Source organism: Paraclostridium sordellii (genome assembly GCF_000953675.1).
GTDB classification, from domain to species: Bacteria; Bacillota; Clostridia; order Peptostreptococcales; family Peptostreptococcaceae; genus Paraclostridium; species Paraclostridium sordellii.
The window spans coordinates 24479-43329 of sequence record NZ_LN679999.1; the positions used below are offsets into that span (position 1 = coordinate 24479).

Below are 18851 nucleotides of genomic sequence, written 5' to 3' on the forward strand. Positions count from 1 at the left end.
CACGACTTTAGTAAAAGTGAAAAAATTTAAAAAAACCTCAAAATGTCCGAAATACGCAAAACCTCTCGAAGTGCGTCCATTTTTAGGAGGTACAGATGGATTTAGAAACTAAAATAAAGATTAATGATTGGTATTCATCAGGGTATAGTTCAGATGAAATAGTTTTTAAACTTAACAATAAATTCACATCAGAGAGAATAGAAGAATATATAAGTTCAAACTTAATAAAATCAAAAAAAGAACATAAATATGCTAGAAAGAAAAGAATAGAAGATTACTATATAAGAGGACTAAATGCAAAAGAGATTGCAAAACGTATACTTATAAAATCAGATACTATACAAAGACATATAAACAGACATTTATATATGTATAAAGAGCAACATTCTAAAAATAGGATTGAAAATAAGTATATAAAGAAAGCAATAGACAATACAAACAACTCATATATAAGTAATAGTTCTCTTTTAAAGCAAAATAGACAAGCATATACATACAATAAAAATTTGAATATAACATTTGATGAAAATGTTAATGGAGTAAGAACAATAGACACTCCGAAAACGTTCTATCATAACATATAGAATTTAGCACATAAACTTTGATAAAATATTTTAGGTAAAAGAAAGAATAAAGGGGGAACAAGATAAATGAGATTGAATAGGAGTAGAGTTGCAACTCTACTAATTACAGCAGGACTAACACTATCGTTAGTAGGTTGCGGGGGAAATGACATTAATAAGAAAGAGGAACAAAAGAGCAAAACTAAAGTTGAATCTAAAGTGTCGAAAAACACTGATGAAAAATCTAAGAAAAACGAAAATAAGGATGAAAAAACAGGAAATAAGGAGTCGAATAAAAAAGATAATAATGACTCTAGCAGTAACTCAAAAGATGAAAATAAGAATAGTTCATCATCAAGTAGTAATAAGAATGAAAGTAAAAAGACTACGGCTAAAGCAGAAAAGACAAGTACAAGTAGTAAGAGCAATAATAAATCAAATAATAAAACATCATCATCTAGTAGCAATTCATCAAGTAAAAAGCCGAGTTCAAGTAATACTGTAGCATCAAAGCCTAGCAGTAAACCATCAAGTAGTAAACCTAGCAATAATAAACCTTCAAGTAATAATGTAACTTCAAAACCAAATAATAATACCAATACTACAAATAAGCCTAGTAAACCAGTAGAAAAACCACAAAATAAACCAGTTGAAAAGCCGAATCCAACACTACAACCTCAACCAGAGCAAAAGCCAGTAGAACCACCTAAGCCTGTTGAGCCAACACCACAACCAACGCCAGAACCTCCAAAACCAGTAGATAGAACATGGGAGTATATGAGTGGATTAAGTCAAGAAACATTTAATGCTTTAAATGCTTTTAGACAAGCTAATGGAGTTGCACCGCTTGCATATAGTTCAAGTGAACAATCAAGAGCTAATGCACAAGCTGAATATAATGCTAGAACTGAAACAAACACACATGATGTAGACCAAATAAGCTATAAAGGTAATGCAGATTCAACAGCAAATGGATTTATTCAAGCTTGGGCTAATTCATCAGGACATAGAGCTAACATGTTGGATAGTGAATATACACAAGGAGCAGTATCTGTATATAAAGATAGTAATGGACATTATTATGTAGTAGGAAGTTTTTATTTAGAGTGGTAAAACTTTAATATAGATTTGATACACTTATTAGATTGATAATAAGTGTGTCTGTATAAGATATATACTTATATTTTGATCATCTTACCCCTTTATAATTGGTCATTCATTTTGTATATATCTTATACAGATACATTTAGAAAAGTGTCTAAGAATTTCCTTAAATACTAAATAAAAGTATTAGTTTCATAATTCCCAGGATAGAGGGTAGTAGTTGCTCTCTATCTCCCTAATAAGTATAGTTTAAACAGTTTTTCAATTCTTAATAAAGAGTGAGGCGAGAAAATTAACCCTCAACCAAGTAATTATAAATAAAAGAAGAACTGTTTAAAGTATGCTTATACATACTAAATACTAAAGTCTTTACCTAAAAAAGAGAGAAGATAAGGTTCCTCCTTCTTCTCTCACTTTAATCTTAATATAGTTTAAGATATTTTTTTTAATTAAAAGTATCTTAAAGTGTGTTAAGCACTAAAAAGTTTAAAACTATTTGTTTCAAGTTTTGAGTAGTAAAATTCAACTGTAAAATTATCAAGTATATAAAGAAAAGCACCTTATATTCGCCGTAATAAGGTGTTTTTTATTTACTATAAAACACCTTACTTTAAGGTAGGTGTTATGATGGGAAGATTGAAAAAAGGCGAAAAGAAAAAAATTCCAATATCAATTCATATAGATTTAGATATAGAAAAAAGGGTGAAGAGTATAGATAATATAATGAAGTTTTTTTCAAGGTTCATCCAGAGTTATATAAGTTATTCTAGTAGATTTAATAAAACAAGAAAAAAAGAGATTAGATCTCTCTTTCTTATAAATAGCAATTTTATTCATAAGTCATTAATGTATAACCTTGATAGTTAATAAATTTTGTATTTTTAAAACCAAACTTTTCGTAGTAAGGAATTAAGTTAGATTCACAATAAAGAGTAAGTGGAATATCTAATATTTTTTGTAATTTAATTAATTCTTTCATAAATCTAACTCCAACATTCAAACCATTTTTTAGGGCTACCAAAGAATATAACTCTAAAACTAATCTATTTTCCTCAAAAATAGAAATTTGTTGGTTTAAATTTACAGATAATGAAATTTGAGCAATTAATGTAATATCTTTGGACACTAACTCAAAGTAAGGAGAATTTAATTGATCATTACAAAATTTCAAATAGTAAGGGGCATTTAAAAGGTAAACTAAAAAATAATATAAGGTAAGTTTATCTTTGGGAACTGATTTAAGACTATTTCTAGCAGAATTATCATTATTTAATAAATCGCTAGGGATGCATAAATTTGAGTTAATATATGATTCGTGATAATTAGTTAACTTTTCTTTTAACCTTATTAAATCTTTTAACATAAATACCTCCATAAAATTTATTATATGAAAGGATTATATCATGATAAAAAATACAGAATCAATAAAAATAGAAGAACAAAACGGATATATTTATAAAGTTTTTGTTGAAGTTATATATAATTGTAAGTGTAAAAATAGAAAGTTTACGTATGAAGATATCAACATAATATATAAGAAAAATACAAATTCCTTAATAGGTAAAAACGTTATATGTGATAAATGTAAAAATAAGGTAGCAGTCATATTAGAAAATCCTAAAAATAAATACATAAAAATTGAAAATGAAATAAGATTAGTTGAAGAAATAAATAAATGTAATTGTAATAATGAAAGTATTGAAATAGATAAGGAAAAAAATATAGCATGCTTTAAATGTAAAAAAATTATAGCAAAAACAAAAGAAATTCCATTTAGTTTAATAGGAGCTACGAGAAGTAAAAACTTTCTTGAGCTATCAGCAGAAGATTATAATTGAACAATATAAATTAAGAGCAATGACGAAATACTTAGATGGTTAGAAAACTGGGAAGAAACAAAAGTATTAGTTAGTAAAAAATTAAATAATATAAAAGAAATAATAGATGATTAAATACCTATCAATTAAATTGATAGGTATTTTTTATTAAAAAATTTTTTAGGAGGTAATAAAATGAATGATTTTTGTATTATGTGTGGGAAAAGATTAAATGAAAATGGAGATTTAATTTGCATTAATTGCAAAGAGAAACTATAGGAGAAAAGTTATGGAAAAGAAGAAATACTTAAAAGAAAATATAAAATATCTAAGAAATAAAAATAAATTATCATATGATAAATTTGCTACATATGTAAAGATATCTCGCTTTGCAATAGTTAATATTGAAAAAGGATTAACAGAAGATCCTTCGATAGTAACTATTATTGCAATTGCCAAAGCATTTGATATTACAGTAGGTGATTTACTGTATAAAGATTTGAAAGGGGGTGACTAAAGTTGGAGGATATAAAAAAGGAGATAAAATTATCTAGCAATCTAAACAACTATAAAAATCAATACAATTTATCTATCCCTAAAATGTGTAAAATTTTCAATATGAATTATCAAAGAATAAAAGATATTTTGGATAGAAAACAAATAGGAAAGGTACGAACTATTGAAAAAATAGCACACACTTTAGATTTAACTATAGATAAGTTATTGTTTGAAGATATTAACTTTAGTTAGAAAGGAGATAGATAAATGGTTTTAAAGAAATTTAAACAAAAATTAGGAAAGATAACTAATAGTAAATACATGAAAAAAGTTTCATGTATAACCTTAGCATCAGCCCTTGTGATTAATACTATGGGTGGAACTATAAGTGCTTTTGCAGAAGAAATACAAAGCAAAAGTTCTAGAAGTTTAAATGTAAGGCAGGATGGTTCGCCAATGAGTTTTGTTGGAGATAGGCATGGTAACTTTCTAACATTTCCAAAGCTTAGAATGGGAGATGGGAGATTTGCCTATTGTATGGAGCATAATAAACCGACACCTAATCCTAGTGGTGTAAATTATTCTGAAGGAAGAGAATTAGATAATGGTGTAAAATATATCTTAGAATATGAACCTAATACTGGTAGTGCCGATAAGGACTATTACATTAAGGCGGCAGCCTTAAAATATTATTTAGGGCAAATTCAATGGATTAATTATGCTGTAACAGGTACAGATATAAGAGATCATATTTTAAATTTAGTTGCAGAAGCAAAAGGAACTACACTTAGAAACCTTATAAATGAAGATAGTAACATTGAGATTTTAAATGAAGATCAAGATAGTATAGACATAAAAGATAAAAGTTCAGATGCAAAACCTATAAATGAAGAAGAATCGTCAAATGATAATTCAAATGAGGTTGTTGAAATCCATAAAATGAATATAGGAAATGTAAAAGCAATGCCTAGAAGTAGTGTTTCAATAACGGCAAGTCCTCGTACACAAGACTTTAAAATAGTTGGAGATAATTATGAAACAGATTGGTACAATGTTTATATTCAAGGTGATTTAACAAGTTATAGGATGGATATAAAGGGGCAACCTAATGGAACTCAAATAATAAATCAAAATGGGCAAGTGGTAACAAGTTTAAGTAAAAATGATACAAAGTTTAAATTAAGAGTTCCTAAAGCTAATGCAAATGGTAATTTTACAGTTAAGGTACTTTTAAGAGGTAGTTTTTCAGATGAAAGAGCGGTAGAATTTATACCTAGCAATTCTAACTACCAAAAAGTTGCATCATTACAAGAAAGAAGTGTAAATGAAAATGACAGAGATTATTTAACTGCTAACTTAATAGGAAACGGTGGACTTGAAGTAATTAAAAAGAGTGAAAATGGTAATGTACTTCAAGGAGCAGGCTTTAAATTAATGAAAAATGGAGCTGATGTTAGAGGGATACAAGAAACTGACGGAAACGGTAGAACTATTTTTAATGATTTAGCACCAGGTGAATATGATTTAGTCGAAGTAAAAGCTCCTACAGGTCATGTAATAAGTCATGCTAATACAAAAGTTACTGTTAATGCAGGAACAACAAGTACAATTGAAGTTTCAAATGAAGTAATCAAAGGGAAGGTACAAGTTTTAAAAGTTGATGAGGAAACAGGTCAACCTTTAAAGGGTGCAGAGTTTGATTTAAAGAATAAGGTTACTGGTAAGGTAGTTGAAAAATTAGTAACTGGTGAAGATGGTAAGGCATTAAGTTCTTTACATCCTTTCGGAGAATATGTTTTACAAGAAACAAAAGCCCCAGATAAATATACACTTAATGGTCAAGAACACTTTGTAACTATAAGTGAACATATGAAAACTATAGAGGTAACTGCAAAGAATAGAATTATAAAAGGAAAGATTGCAGTTGAAAAATCAGATAGTGAATTTGAAGATTTAAAACTTCAAGGTGTAGAGTTTGAAATATCTAATGAAGAAGGAAATGTCGTTGATAAGTTAGTAACTGATGAAAAAGGCAAGGCTACTTCAAAATTATTAAACTATGGTAAGTATTTCTTAAAAGAAACTAAGACATTACCAACTCATATATTAAATCCTAAGATATATGAAGTTAATATAACAGAAGATGGAAAAGTATATAATTATGACATCAAAAATGATGTTATAAAAGGAAAAGTACAAATAGTAAAAGTTGATAAAGAAAATGAGGAAGTCCCTGTTAAAGGGGCTATTTTTGATGTTATCGCAACTAATGTATTTGGTGTAAAAACTGGTACAGTAGTTGATACGGTAACTACAGATAAAAATGGATTTGCTTTTACTAAGTATTTAAGAGCAGGAGATTATAAGATAATAGAAACAAAAGCACCCGAAGGGTACTGGCACTCTGAAAAAGAATATCCTGTATCTATAACAGAAAATGGTAAAGTAGAGGTAAAATATATATCAAATAAGCCGATACAAGCCAAATTAAGAGTTTTAAAGTCAGATAGCAAGGATAAACTACCTCTAGCGAATGCAGAGTTTAAAATCGTTGATAAAAAGACTGGAAAAGATGTAGAATTTACTGATTTCTTAGGTGGAATCATTCCTCATAAGAAAGCAGTTTTTAAAACGGATGAAAATGGGGAGTTTGTAACACCTCAACACTTAAAGTATGGAGAATACAAACTTGTTGAAGTAAAAGCTCCTGAAGGATATAACTTAGTAGAACCTATAGACTTCATAATAAATGAAGATATGAGTTTACAAGAAATAGAGTTATTAGGTACTATAACTACTCAAAAGGTAGAAGATACTAGAATAACTGGCAATATGGAACTTCTAAAGATTGATAGTGATACTAAAAAGCCTTTAGAAAATGTACAATTTAAAGTTACTTGTTTAGATGGTTTCATGAAAGATGAAACTTGGGACTTAAAATCTAATAAAGATGGGAAAGTATCATTAAAAGATTTAGAGTACGGGAAGTATAAAATCAAAGAAGTTAAGACAATAGAAGGTTATGTTTTAAATGAAAAACCTATAAACTTTGAAATAAAAGAAAATGGAAAAACTGTTAAGTTAGAAATGACTAACAAAATGATAAGAGGAAATGTAGAAGTTATAAAAATAGATAGTGAGAAACTATTTAATATGCCTCTTAAAGATGCTGAATTTACTATATACGATAAAGATGGTAAAGAATTAGATAAGTTAGTAACTAATATATTTGGTCATGCTAAGTCAAAAGACCTTCTATATGGTAGTTTCACTATGAAAGAAACTAAAGCTCCCGAAGGGTACAAGCCATCAGATACCGTATATGAAATAAATATAAGTCAAGATGGTCAAATAGTTAAATTCAATATAGAAAACAATGTTAAAAAGGGAAAAGTTGAAGTTATCAAAAAAGATGATAAGACTAATAAGAACTTAGCGGGTGCTGAGTTTACTATCTATGACAAAGATCATAAAGAATTAGAAAAATTAGTAACTGATAAAAATGGTTATGCTTCAAAAGACCTGAGATATGGTAGTTACACTATGCAAGAAACTAAAGCTCCTATAGGTTATGTCTTATCAGATAAAGTTTATGAAATAAATATAGACGAAGATGGTAAACTTATAACTTTTGAAATACCTAATAGTATGATAGAGGGTGAAGTTGACTTCTCTAAAACAGATGTTTCAACTGGTGAAACTATAGAAGGTGCTAAGATTGAAATAGCTGGAGTATATGAAACTAATAAATATATAAAGATAGAATTTATTTCATCTAAAGAAGGTAACAAATTTAAAGTACCTTATGGTAAGTATGAAATAAGAGAAAAAGTTGCTCCTAATGGATATGTTTTAAGTGAAGAAGTAGGAACATTTGAAATAAAAGAAAATGGGGAAGTTGTAAAGGCTGAACTTAAAAACAAGAAAATAGAAGGTACACTTAAGTTTGAAAAAATAGACTCTAAGACTAACGAAATTATAGAAGGGGCAAAAATAAAAGTTGAGTGTATAGAAGGGTTTAACAAAGGAAAAGTAATAGACTTCACTTCTTCTAAAGCAGGAAATACTATAAATAATCTTTTAGCAGGCAAATATACTATTTCAGAGGTTACAGCACCAAAAGGGTATATAAAGACTAATGAAGTAGGAACTTTTGAAATATCAGAAGATGGTCAAGTAGTTAAAGTTCAATTAGAGAATGATAAGATGATTGTGAATACTGTAAATCCAAAGACTGGGGATACAGGAGAATTATTTATATCATTAGCGTTAGCTTTAGGGGCTTTAGTTTCATTATTAGTAATAAATATTAGAAGTAAAGAGGATGTTTAATAATAAAGAAAGGGGGAGAGTAGAAATACTCTCTCTTTTATACTTATATGAGGTGATAAAGTGATAAAAGTATATATTGACGAGGTAAAAGGGATATTTGAATTAGAACATAATATGTGTTGTAGAGAGCAGTTGGTAAATGAATTAACTAAAATATTAGATATTATTATTGTCGATTGTGAAATAAAAGAAAAATTAGAATATAAAAATAAAACTTTAAAAGAAAAAGAAATATTAACTGTAAATTTGAGACAATTAATAATTAATCAAATATTAAAAATGGATTGCTCTTGTATAGAGTATTTAAGTAATAAAGAGAAACACATAAAAGATATACCATGTGAGTACTGTAAAGAAATAAACTGCAGTGAATGTATCAAATAAAAGTTTCTAGTAATCCAATCATAAGTAGTATAATTAAATTTGATTGGAGGAGATGCAAATGAACTGTAGAGGCAAAGAAACTCGCAGAAAAATTATACAAAATTATGAAATAAAACCTATTGCTCATATAAAATTGATTTCGGGTAGAAAAGTAAGAAGTTATGCAGGACATGAAATTACAGATAGTTATTATGTTTTTGACTGCAAGCATAGAATCACAGGTGAAAAAGATGTTATACAGTGTGGAGAGCCAGTAGCTAAGGATTTTCTGGAATTAATACAATCAGACCCACTTCCAATATTTAATCCTCTATCGGAAGATGGGAAATTATGTGTAGATAGTATCAATCTAAGAAATAGAAATGCAAAAACATCTTTAAAAAAGTGGAACCTAGCAGCAAAACAGCTATACAATGCTATAATGATACTTATAGTAGCATGGGATGCAAAGCCAAATACACCTCTATTTAAAATGAAAGAAGATTCAGAAAAATATTATGGATGTACACCTTATATTTCAAGAATAAAGCCAATTAACAATATATTAAAAAGTAAAAACCTTACAATTAGTAATGTAATAGAAAAGCTATCAGAAAATAATAATTTAAAAAAATATGAATTTAATTTATTAAATGATATTCTAGAATCACAAGGAGAAAAATCATTCTTAATATAATAAAAAAGGAGAGTATATATACTCTCCTTTTTTATTTAAGTGAGGGAATTAAATATGTAGTTTAGAATAAAATTTAATAAAGTTATGTAAACAAAATATAGAAAGGAAAAATTAAAAATGAAAAAAGTAATAATAGCTGAAAAGCCAAACATAGGAACCACTATTGTAAGAGCTATAGGTGGTAATTTTGAAAAGAAATCGGGATATTTTGAAAATGAAAACTACATAGTAACCTTTGGTTATGGTCACTTATTTGAATTATACTCAATGGGTGACTATTTAAATGCAAAAATTAGATGGCATTTAGAACAATTACCATTTGTACCTAGTGAATACCAGTTTAAATTAAAGGAAACTAATGGAGAAGTAGATAAAGGTATTGAAAAGCAGTTTAATACTATTAAAAAGTTAGTTAATAGAAAAGATGTAGACACTATAATAAACTGTTGTGATGCCGATCGTGAAGGTCAAGTTATAGGTCATCTAATAATATCTAAGGCTTTAGAAAGTAATAAGCCTATAAAGAGGTTATGGTTACCAGAACAAACAGAAGAAAGTATCAGAGAAGGCTTAAATAACTTAAAAGATGATAGTGAGTATAGGAATTTGCTTGATGAAGGGCTTGTAAGAACTTATGTAGATTGGTTATATGGAATAAACTTAACTCAATTAGTGAGTTGTAAAAAAGGAACTTTATTACCAGTTGGGAGAGTAATAATTCCTATAGTTGAAGTAATTGAAAAGAGAGATAGACAAATAGAAAACTTTGTTCCAACTACATATTATCAAGCGGAGCTTACTATTATAAAAGATGATACAAGTATAAAGCTAACTATAGATGAAAAATTTGAAAATGAAAGTGATTGTAAGGCATTAGTAGAGAAATTAAAAGGGAAAAGGATATTTGTTAAGGAGATAGAAAAGAAAGATGTTATAAAGCAACCTAAGAAGTTGTTTTCACTAGATAAATTACAAAATAAACTATCTAAAAACTTTAAACTAAGTGCTAGTGAAAGTTTAAAGATAATTCAAGGTCTTTATGAAAAAGGATATGTAACCTATCCTCGTACTAATACAGAGTATTTAGCAGAAGAAGAAAAGGACAAGGTTAAGAAGATCATAGATGCTTTTAACAAAGATAGCATACTAGAGTTTAAGGATAAGAAAACAATATTTGATAGTTCTAAAATAGAGAGCCATTCGGCTATAATACCAACTACTAAAGTTGCTAGTGATCTACAAGGTATGGAACTTAATGTGTATAACACTATAGTAAATAGGTTTTTATCAAATTTCCTAGTGGAAAATACTATTCTTTCCGAAACTAATATAATATTTGACTTTGAAGGATATTTATTAAAAATAAAAGGAACTGCAATCAAGCAAAAAGGTTTTTTAGTATTTGAAAATGATATGAAAGAAAAATCTATACCTAACTTTGAAAAAGGTGAAATTATAGAGCCTAATGTTGAGCCTGTAGAAAAGCAGACACAACCTCCTAAACATATTACATTGCCAGAACTAAATAACTACCTTAAAAATCCATTTAAGAAGGATGATATGACAGATGATGAAGAATATTCACTTATGTTACAAGGGGTTGAAATAGGAACTGTTGCAACTCGTGGAGATATAATTGAAAAGTCATGTAAGAATGGATATATAGTTGAGAAAAAAGGAACTTTCTATATTGGAGAAAAAGGAAAAGAACTTATAAAAGCACTTAATGATTTGAAAATAGATATGTATAAAGATAAGACTGTTGAGTTATCTAAAATACTAAAAAAAGTATACACACAAGAGTTAACAAAAGATGAAGCGATGAAGATATACTCACAAGATTTAATTAATACAGTAAATAATGCAAAATCAATAAGTGTAGATAAAATAGAAGTTCCTAAGATAGAAAGAGAGATTATAGGTAAATGTCCTAAGTGTTGTAAAAATGTATATGAAAGTGAAAAGTCATTCTATTGTGAAGGATATAAAGATAATCCAAAATGTAATTTCACTTTATGGAAAAATGATAAATTCTTTGAGAGCAAAGGAAAGAAACTTACTAAAACAATAGCAAAAGCACTACTTAAAGATAATAAGAGTAAAGTAAGTGGACTTAAAAAGAAAGATGGATCAGGAACATATACGGCAATAATTTCTATGGAAGTTGGAGAGAAATACACTAATTTTAAAATGACTTTTGATACTAAAAAGAAGAATTAAGATAAAAAAGAAATAACAATTTAGTTAAGTTCTTTTTTTATGCTGAAATTTAAAGGATTTTATTTAAAAGCATAGAATTATTTGAAAAATACAAGATAATTTAGGTTACAACAAATCACAATTAAAGGAGACTGCATTATGAATATTATTCAGTTATATTCAGCATATTTAGATAAGAGTTTTGAATCCTTTTTAAATCACATTCTAAGATATTCTAAGGGAATATATGTATTTAACGATACTAAGAATTACTTAAAGAAAAGTGATTTAGAAGAAATTAAGAATAGCTTTTACAAAACATATACAAATAGAACTGCGATACATCAAGATGTTTTTATTATTGATAAAAAGTATTTAGCAAAATATGGACTGTATAGTTATATCACAAAATCAGTAGATAATAATAAATTAATTGAAATTGTGCGAAGCACTATGGAAGATGTAAAAAATCCTAAAGATTTGGTTTGGCTTGCATGTATTAAAAATGACTATAATAATGTGAAAATCCATATAGGATCATGTAATCCAAAATTGAAATATAGAAAGCAGTCAAAGCCTTCCGAAGATATTAGATATATGAAAAGTATATTTGTTCAATATATTGAAGAAATTAACAATGAAATAGATAAAATAAGTATATAGAGAGTCTATACAAAGTGTATAGACTCTTTTTTAATAAAAAAATAATTTAGAAAAAGAAAGGAAATTTAGTTATGGCAATTGATAAAAAATTAAAGAAAAAAGTAATTTCCATGATGGAAGTTTTAGACATAGACTATGAAGATTGGTTAAATGAACAACATAAAAAGTTTAAAGAAGATAGAGAAGATGAATATGATGAAAAAGCAATTGAAATGTATAAATTATTAAATCAATAATATAAAACTATAAAAATATATAAACAAAGTACAGTACCTATTTAGGTGCTTTTTTAATGCAAAAAAAGCATATTTATGCTTTTTAAAATAAATAAAATTTAGGTATTTCTCATAAATGAGAATAGAAAGGAGACCAATTATGGTTCAAAATTTAATTAACTTTTTAAATAATTTAGTTTCACAAGGAAAAACTTTACTTCCTTACCTAGCAATAGGAGCAGTTTTAATAGGAGCCTACTTACATACTACAGGAGGTAGAGAAGGTTTAGATAAGGCTAAAAAATGGTACATTGGGGCAGCGGTAGGGCTTGTAATAGGATTAGGAGCTAACGCTATTGTTGAGTTAATACAAACTAATATATCATTCTAGTATTAAACAGAAGATAGTTATTATATTTTTAATAATTATCTTCTATATTTTCTTATTAATAAAGAAGGTGATTTTTATTGGATTTATTAAAAATTTCAAACTACATAGATAATTTCTTTGAACAGAAAAACGGAGAATTAAAATTCTCAAGAAAACTTGTAAATAAAGAGTATGCAAAGAAAATAGGATTTGCTTTATTTATCATAATAACTATAGTATTGAATCTTATGTTTGAAGCAATTTCAAATATTGGATTTAATAAGAGTCCTAATCTACTATTAGGACTCTTTCATTTTAGATTTAAAAATATATTAGTATATCTAGTTATGTACTTAATTGTAGGATTAATATATATACGAATGATTTTTAGTATAAGAGCATCATTTAAAGAAATTGACGAAGGTCAAAAGGGTACATCACGATTTGCTACTAGAAAAGAAATAGATAAGCAATACAGAGCTATTCCAATAGCAAGAGATAGTTATAAGGGTAGTGGAGGTATTCCAATAGCAAGAGGGTTTAAAGAGTTTACATTAGAAAATGGAGAAAAGAAACTTAAAGAAGTAATGTATATTGATGATAGTTCGGTTAATAACTTAATTATAGGAACTACTAGAAGTGGTAAGGGTGAAACCTTTGTAATACCATTGATTGATATATATTCAAGAGCCGAGAAAAAGTCTGCATTAATCGTCAATGATCCAAAAGGCGAAATCATTGCTATGTGTAAAGAAACATTAGAAGAAAGAGGCTATGATGTATTAATGCTTAACCTACTCCAACCTATAAACTCAATGAGTTATAATCCTTTAGAACTTGTAAAACAGGCATACAAAAAAGGTGATTATAGTGAAGCGCAACTACTTTGTAAGACCTTAACACATTCCCTATACTATAAACCAAATGTAAAAGATCCCTTTTGGCAAAACTCTGCAATGAGTTTAGTAAATGCTTTAATACTTGCAATATGTGATGAATGTATAAAAAGGGGTGAGGAAGAAAAAATCACTTTATATACTGTATCTAATATGTTATCAGAATTAGGAGGTAAAAATACCCCTAGTGATGATGGTAAAAAGGAAATAAATGCTTTAGATGAATACTTTAAAACATTACCTGCTGATTCGGTGGCGAAAAGCCAGTATGCAACAAGTTCATTTGCTGGTGGTTCAGCGAGAGGTAATATATTTTCTGTTGCAATGAGTGAGTTACAAACATATACACTTGAAGAAACTGGAAAACTAACATCGAAAAACTCTTTAAACTTTGAAGATATAGGCTTTCATAAGACCTTTAAATTAAAGGTTACTGTAAAAGATAAATTAGATAAGATAGATTTAGAAAATAATAAAGCAAAGACAATAGATATTAATAAGTTAAATGGTTTAAAGAATAAAGTCCTTGGAATAAGAGATATAGTAATTGAAAAAGTAATTGAAACTAAAGAAGATAATAGCTCATTTAAACATAAAACAAATGAAAAAGAATATAAAGAACAACTATCTTTAGAGGATGAAATTGAACAATTAGATATAAAGCAAAAATCTAATTCCTCCAATACAGATTCAAATTTAAAAAGTGAAAAAGCAATAAAGAAGGAAAAAAGAAGATTACAAAAAGAAAATCTAAAGAAAGAAATATTAAATGGTTTAAGAGCTTTTAATGTTGATGGAAAAGAAGTTACATCAGATATTACAGTTGATGTTTCAGAAGTTAATTTTAATGAAAATGGAGAATATGAAGTTTATATAAAAGTTCCTTTAGAAAGACCTAAAGCTATATTTATGGTTACACCAGACTATGATAAGAGTAACCACATATTAGCAAGTATATTTGTTAGACAAATATACTATGTATTAGCAAAAAAGGCATCTTTAAATGACACAAGTAAATGTGATAGAGAAGTTATTTTTAATTTGGATGAATTTGGAAATATGCCTTCAATTGAAGGGTTTGCAAATATTATAACAGTTTGTCTAGGTCGTGGAATTAGATTTAATATGATAATTCAAGCATACTCTCAATTAAAGAATTTATATGGAGAAGATGCTCCAACTATCGAGGGCAACTGTGGGAATCAGATTTATATAATGACTAATGAAGGTGAAACCGCTAAAAAGTTCTCTGAATTACTGGGAGATAAGACTATCATAACAAATTCAAGAAGTGGTGAGGTGTTCTCTCTAAATAAGAGCCAAACAGAATCCCTAGATGCAAGAAAACTTCTTAAATCTGATGAATTAATGAAGTTAAAAGAAGGTGAAACTGTTGTTGTTAGGGTTATTAAAAGACAAGATAATAATAGAAATAAAATTGTATCTTATCCAATATATAATAATGACGAGCATAGTATGAAATATAGATATGAATATCTAGATGATTATTTTGACAATCAAGAAAGTGTATTTAAAAATATAAAGGTCAAATCTCTACATAAAGATATTAACTTAAAGGATTTAATAATTGATTTTTCTAAAACTGCGGAGCAGATAAAAATAGACAAAGTAAATGAATTTGATAAAATAACTAAAGAATTAACTGCAAAAAAGAGAAATAAAAATTTAGATAAATCAATAGAAAAACAGTCAGAAGAAACTATAAATACAAGTTTAATTGATGGTGAAACTAATTCAATAGAAGATCTTAAGCCAGTTAAACAAGATAAACCTAAATTAGATGATAATAAAATACAAAATTTCATTGCTAATGTATCTTTAATGTTATCTAATGAAGAAATAAATGAAATAGATGCAATGAACAATAAAGAGGATATATTAGAATATTTAGGTTCAATTGAAAAAGGTGAGTATAGTAAAAGAAAATTAATAGATTTAGCATATACTTTTTTAGGTTAAAGTAAGAGAATAACATTTTAAATGTTATTCTCTTTTTCATTTATATAAATACAAAAAATATATAGAAAGGGAGTGCTTAGATGGATATCTTACAGATATTAACTAGCTATACTCCATTTTTTAAAATTGGAAATGTAATTTCTGATTTTTTAAGATGGATTTTATGGGCTTTAGTATCAATATTATGCAATCTATCAGATGGAGTTGAAAAAATAGTAAATAAGATATATTCATTGAATAATTTTTTTAATAAATCTGAGATTCAACAAATTATAGACAAATTCAAACCTGCTTTGTGGGTTGTATTAACTATATCTGTTTTGTATATAGGATATAAATTGGTTATAGATAGAGAATTTAAAGGAGAGCGTATATTTCAAAACTTTATATTATCTTTTATGGTAATACTAGCTTTACCAGCTTTTATGGTTCAAATGAATAAGATAACTTCTTCTGCTATTAACGTAGCTAATGAAGGAATAAAAGTAGAAGAACAGACAACTACTGCTAGGAGCATAATAAAGGATAATATTTATGATTTAAAATATTTGGAAAAACAAGGATTTAAACTAAATGGAGATTTAAATGATAGTAAAACGAAAACAAATAACTTAAATCCTGAAAATATATTAAGAATAAATATAAATTCAACAATTGATAGAGGATTTTTAGATAAAGAAATATTTAAAAAGAAAATTGAAATTGATGAAAATGGAAAGGAACAAGTTGTAGATTTAGAAAAATCATTCTTTGGGTTTATAGAAGAGCAGTATTACAGATTTAATTTTAACTTTTTAACTATGATAATAATGATAATTTGTTTAATAGTAACATTTGTTTTAACAAGTATAAAAATTGCTAGAATAATTATAGAATTAGGATTTAAAAAGGTATTTGCTATGATGCTTGCATTTGGAGATATAGCCTCGGGGCAAAAGTTAAAAACGGTATTAAAAGATATTTTATCATCTTTTGGGATAATTTTTGCTACATCAATACTTTTAAAACTATATATGGTAAGTACAACATGGATAAACACAATAGATGCAAATATTCTTGTGAAGATAATTTTTATAATAGCATCTTCTCTTATGGTTATAGACGGACCGAATATAATTGAAAGAGTATTAGGCATAGATGCAGGGATAAAGAGTGGTTGGAGTCTTGTTGCAGGGGCATATACAGGAGCGAAAACTATGAGTTCAATAGGAAGTAAGTTAGGAAATTCTATGTCAGCAGTTGCTGGCGGAGCTAAGGGTGTATATGATGGATTTAATTCTTCTACGTTAGAGGATGAGAGTAAATCATTAAAAGATAGTAATTCAAATAATGATTCTAAAACGAATAGCAGTGAAAGTAAATCAGATAATAACTCAACTTCTAATAACTTAAATTCAAATGAAACTGGAAGAACCTTATCTGAAGAAAGTCAAAACTCACAAGATAGTAATAACTTATCTAGTAATGAAGCATCTGATAATAGTAATTTACCTACCAATGCATCTAGTGAGGAATATTTAAATGAAAATAGTAACAATATTTCTTCTGAATATGGCGAAGCATCTTCATTGTCAGATGATATGAATAGTAATGTAGGCTCATCATATAAAGAGCAAGAAACACTTTCAGACAATGTAAATGCTAGTGATAATAATGATTTAAATAATGAATATAGTAAAGATGGTGTTCAATCTTCATTAGAAAGTGAAAATAAAGTTAATGATACATCTTTAGGTAATGAATCTAACAAAGATAGTGTTCATCAGTCATTAGAGAGTGAAGGTAAGGCTAGTGATAATAGTTCAATTAATGATAGTGTTTCTAGTAATACTAGTGATTCATCTAAAGGAAGTGACTCAAAATCTATATCAGATACAGAGCAAAAACCTTTAGATTCTAATATTAAATCAGATAATAATTTAAATAGCCAATCAATGAATGATTCATCAAATAAACCAGTTGGAAATAGTGAATCATTAAAAACTGGTAAATCTGATAAAGATGTTGTCAAAAACTCTGAAAAGTTAGAAACTAGAGGATTAGGACAATATGCAAAAGATACCCTTAAAGATAGTAAAAAAGGTCAAATTGCTAAAAAGCATTATAACCTAGGTGTAAACACAGGGAAAGCATTTAGAAACTATATGGATAAAAAGAGCGGAAAGGTGAGTAAGTAGAAAATGTATATAATTCCATCTGAAATAAATTCAGAAACTAAAATATTTAAAAATGTATATTTAATAGATATGTTATTTATGCTAGTAGCTTTTGTTTTAACTATGTCTTTTTCAAGCATAGTTAATCCAAAGGTTGTAGTACCATATTATATTTGTTCTTTTGTACTTACAATATTTTTAGTATTGAAAAGCCAAACAAATCCTGGCTTAAGAAACTACAAAGCTATTTATCTAATGATAATAAGATGTAGAGGGACTTATCAATCTTTAGATTGGAATACAGAAAGAGAGGGCTAATATATGAGTGAAAAACTTTCAAGAAAAGAATTAAAAAGACTAAAAAAAGAAGAAAAACAACAAGCTAAAATAGAGAAAAAAGAATTAAAGGAAGAACATAAGAAAGTAAAAAAGGTAGCAAGTGATTTGCTACCTTTTTTAAATATAGCAGATGATGGATCTATTCAAACTAAATATGGATATATGGAAATATACCAAATTGATACTAAGGATTTAAATTCTCTAACAAGTGATGAAGTAAATATACATATAAACGAACACACTACCTTTTTAAGAGGATATAGTGACGATATAAAAATAATATGTATGAGTTATCCAGTTAATACAGAAGTTCAGCAAAAACATTTATCAAATAAAATACAAAATACAGATAATCCTATATATATTAAGTTTTTAAATAAGAAATTAGAACGATTAAAATTACTTGAAAAATTAAGAACTAATAAAGAATTTTATTTTGTTTTATATTTTGAAAATGAAAGAGATAAAAGAGAAAAAGAAATATATATTCAAAGGAGAGCAAATAGAGCTATGGGTATAGAGCCGATAGATATAGATAAAAAAGTTAAAATATTATATAAATTAAATAATCAAAATTCTAAAATATAATTTACATTTATGATATAATAAATAACGGAACTGAAAATCTATAGAGTGGTGTTTCCATACAACCTCAAATT

Annotated in this window: 17 protein-coding genes; 16 read left to right on the forward strand and 1 reads right to left on the reverse strand. The window is 27.2% G+C overall.

From position 1 onward, the window contains the following. The first annotated feature begins 95 nt into the window (after positions 1-95). Entirely contained in the window at positions 96-584 is a 489-nt protein-coding gene (locus tag ATCC9714_RS16845) for a hypothetical protein (protein WP_021122206.1), read from the forward strand. 66 nt (positions 585-650) lie between these two features. Beyond that, positions 651-1676, forward strand: coding sequence for a CAP domain-containing protein (locus ATCC9714_RS16850; protein ID WP_021122207.1), 1026 nt, complete (start codon positions 651-653; stop codon positions 1674-1676). Positions 1677-2496: 820 nt separating this feature from the next. On the opposite strand, the gene ATCC9714_RS16855 is transcribed toward ATCC9714_RS16850, so the two are convergent. Further along, positions 2497-3030, reverse strand: coding sequence for a hypothetical protein (locus ATCC9714_RS16855; protein ID WP_021122209.1), 534 nt, complete (start codon positions 3028-3030; stop codon positions 2497-2499). A 40-nt stretch (positions 3031-3070) separates the two neighbouring features. On the opposite strand from ATCC9714_RS16855, the gene ATCC9714_RS16860 reads away from it, so the two are divergent. From ATCC9714_RS16860 to ATCC9714_RS16925, 14 genes are all read left to right on the forward strand, one after another. Beyond that, positions 3071-3505, forward strand: coding sequence for a hypothetical protein (locus tag ATCC9714_RS16860; protein WP_021122210.1), 435 nt, complete (start codon positions 3071-3073; stop codon positions 3503-3505). 268 nt (positions 3506-3773) lie between these two features. Continuing rightward, entirely contained in the window at positions 3774-4001 is a 228-nt protein-coding gene (locus ATCC9714_RS16865; RefSeq protein WP_021122211.1) for a helix-turn-helix transcriptional regulator, read from the forward strand. Positions 4002-4003: 2 nt separating this feature from the next. After that, a complete protein-coding gene (locus tag ATCC9714_RS16870; RefSeq protein ID WP_021122212.1) occupies positions 4004-4234 on the forward strand; it encodes a hypothetical protein in 231 nt (76 codons plus the stop codon). A gap of 15 nt (positions 4235-4249) precedes the next feature. Then, complete coding sequence (locus ATCC9714_RS16875) at positions 4250-8314, forward strand: SpaA isopeptide-forming pilin-related protein (protein WP_021122213.1); 4065 nt, start codon at positions 4250-4252, stop codon at positions 8312-8314. 60 nt (positions 8315-8374) lie between these two features. Beyond that, positions 8375-8698: a hypothetical protein gene (locus ATCC9714_RS16880; RefSeq protein WP_021122214.1), complete on the forward strand. Its 324-nt coding sequence runs from the start codon at positions 8375-8377 to the stop codon at positions 8696-8698. 58 nt (positions 8699-8756) lie between these two features. Next, on the forward strand, positions 8757-9374 hold the full coding sequence (locus tag ATCC9714_RS17650) for a hypothetical protein (RefSeq protein WP_057577633.1): 618 nt from the start codon (positions 8757-8759) through the stop codon (positions 9372-9374). A gap of 117 nt (positions 9375-9491) precedes the next feature. Then, positions 9492-11594: a DNA topoisomerase gene (locus tag ATCC9714_RS16890; RefSeq protein WP_057577635.1), complete on the forward strand. Its 2103-nt coding sequence runs from the start codon at positions 9492-9494 to the stop codon at positions 11592-11594. Between the two features lie 138 nt (positions 11595-11732). After that, on the forward strand, positions 11733-12236 hold the full coding sequence (gene mobL, locus ATCC9714_RS16895; protein WP_054630248.1) for a relaxase MobL: 504 nt from the start codon (positions 11733-11735) through the stop codon (positions 12234-12236). A gap of 71 nt (positions 12237-12307) precedes the next feature. Continuing rightward, entirely contained in the window at positions 12308-12472 is a 165-nt protein-coding gene (locus ATCC9714_RS16900) for a hypothetical protein (RefSeq protein WP_021122221.1), read from the forward strand. A 139-nt stretch (positions 12473-12611) separates the two neighbouring features. Beyond that, positions 12612-12842 carry a hypothetical protein gene (locus tag ATCC9714_RS16905; RefSeq protein WP_021122222.1) on the forward strand — a complete coding sequence of 77 codons (231 nt, stop codon included), beginning with the start codon at positions 12612-12614 and terminating at the stop codon, positions 12840-12842. A gap of 326 nt (positions 12843-13168) precedes the next feature. After that, positions 13169-15697 (forward strand): VirD4-like conjugal transfer protein, CD1115 family, encoded by a 2529-nt coding sequence (locus ATCC9714_RS17655; protein WP_457852422.1) that lies wholly within the window; start codon positions 13169-13171, stop codon positions 15695-15697. Between the two features lie 80 nt (positions 15698-15777). Next, a complete protein-coding gene (locus ATCC9714_RS16915; RefSeq protein ID WP_054630250.1) occupies positions 15778-17874 on the forward strand; it encodes a pLS20_p028 family conjugation system transmembrane protein in 2097 nt (698 codons plus the stop codon). A 3-nt stretch (positions 17875-17877) separates the two neighbouring features. After that, positions 17878-18171, forward strand: a complete 294-nt coding sequence (locus ATCC9714_RS16920) for a DUF5592 family protein (protein ID WP_021122230.1) — start codon at positions 17878-17880, stop codon at positions 18169-18171. Positions 18172-18174: 3 nt separating this feature from the next. Continuing rightward, positions 18175-18780 (forward strand): hypothetical protein, encoded by a 606-nt coding sequence (locus tag ATCC9714_RS16925; protein ID WP_054630251.1) that lies wholly within the window; start codon positions 18175-18177, stop codon positions 18778-18780. Positions 18781-18851 lie beyond the last annotated feature (71 nt).

Bases quoted from the DNA above. Each gene is read 5' to 3' on its own strand.
- ATCC9714_RS16845 (WP_021122206.1), top strand. From the start codon at position 96: ATGGATTTAGAAACTAAAATAAAGATTAATGATTGGTATTCATCAGGG.
- ATCC9714_RS16850 (WP_021122207.1), top strand. From the start codon at position 651: ATGAGATTGAATAGGAGTAGAGTTGCAACTCTACTAATTACAGCAGGA.
- ATCC9714_RS16855 (WP_021122209.1), bottom strand. From the start codon at position 3,030: ATGTTAAAAGATTTAATAAGGTTAAAAGAAAAGTTAACTAATTATCAC.
- ATCC9714_RS16860 (WP_021122210.1), top strand. From the start codon at position 3,071: ATGATAAAAAATACAGAATCAATAAAAATAGAAGAACAAAACGGATAT.
- ATCC9714_RS16865 (WP_021122211.1), top strand. From the start codon at position 3,774: ATGGAAAAGAAGAAATACTTAAAAGAAAATATAAAATATCTAAGAAAT.
- ATCC9714_RS16875 (WP_021122213.1), top strand. From the start codon at position 4,250: ATGGTTTTAAAGAAATTTAAACAAAAATTAGGAAAGATAACTAATAGT.
- ATCC9714_RS17650 (WP_057577633.1), top strand. From the start codon at position 8,757: ATGAACTGTAGAGGCAAAGAAACTCGCAGAAAAATTATACAAAATTAT.
- ATCC9714_RS16890 (WP_057577635.1), top strand. From the start codon at position 9,492: ATGAAAAAAGTAATAATAGCTGAAAAGCCAAACATAGGAACCACTATT.
- mobL (WP_054630248.1), top strand. From the start codon at position 11,733: ATGAATATTATTCAGTTATATTCAGCATATTTAGATAAGAGTTTTGAA.
- ATCC9714_RS16900 (WP_021122221.1), top strand. From the start codon at position 12,308: ATGGCAATTGATAAAAAATTAAAGAAAAAAGTAATTTCCATGATGGAA.
- ATCC9714_RS16905 (WP_021122222.1), top strand. From the start codon at position 12,612: ATGGTTCAAAATTTAATTAACTTTTTAAATAATTTAGTTTCACAAGGA.
- ATCC9714_RS17655 (WP_457852422.1), top strand. From the start codon at position 13,169: ATGTACTTAATTGTAGGATTAATATATATACGAATGATTTTTAGTATA.
- ATCC9714_RS16915 (WP_054630250.1), top strand. From the start codon at position 15,778: ATGGATATCTTACAGATATTAACTAGCTATACTCCATTTTTTAAAATT.
- ATCC9714_RS16920 (WP_021122230.1), top strand. From the start codon at position 17,878: ATGTATATAATTCCATCTGAAATAAATTCAGAAACTAAAATATTTAAA.
- ATCC9714_RS16925 (WP_054630251.1), top strand. From the start codon at position 18,175: ATGAGTGAAAAACTTTCAAGAAAAGAATTAAAAAGACTAAAAAAAGAA.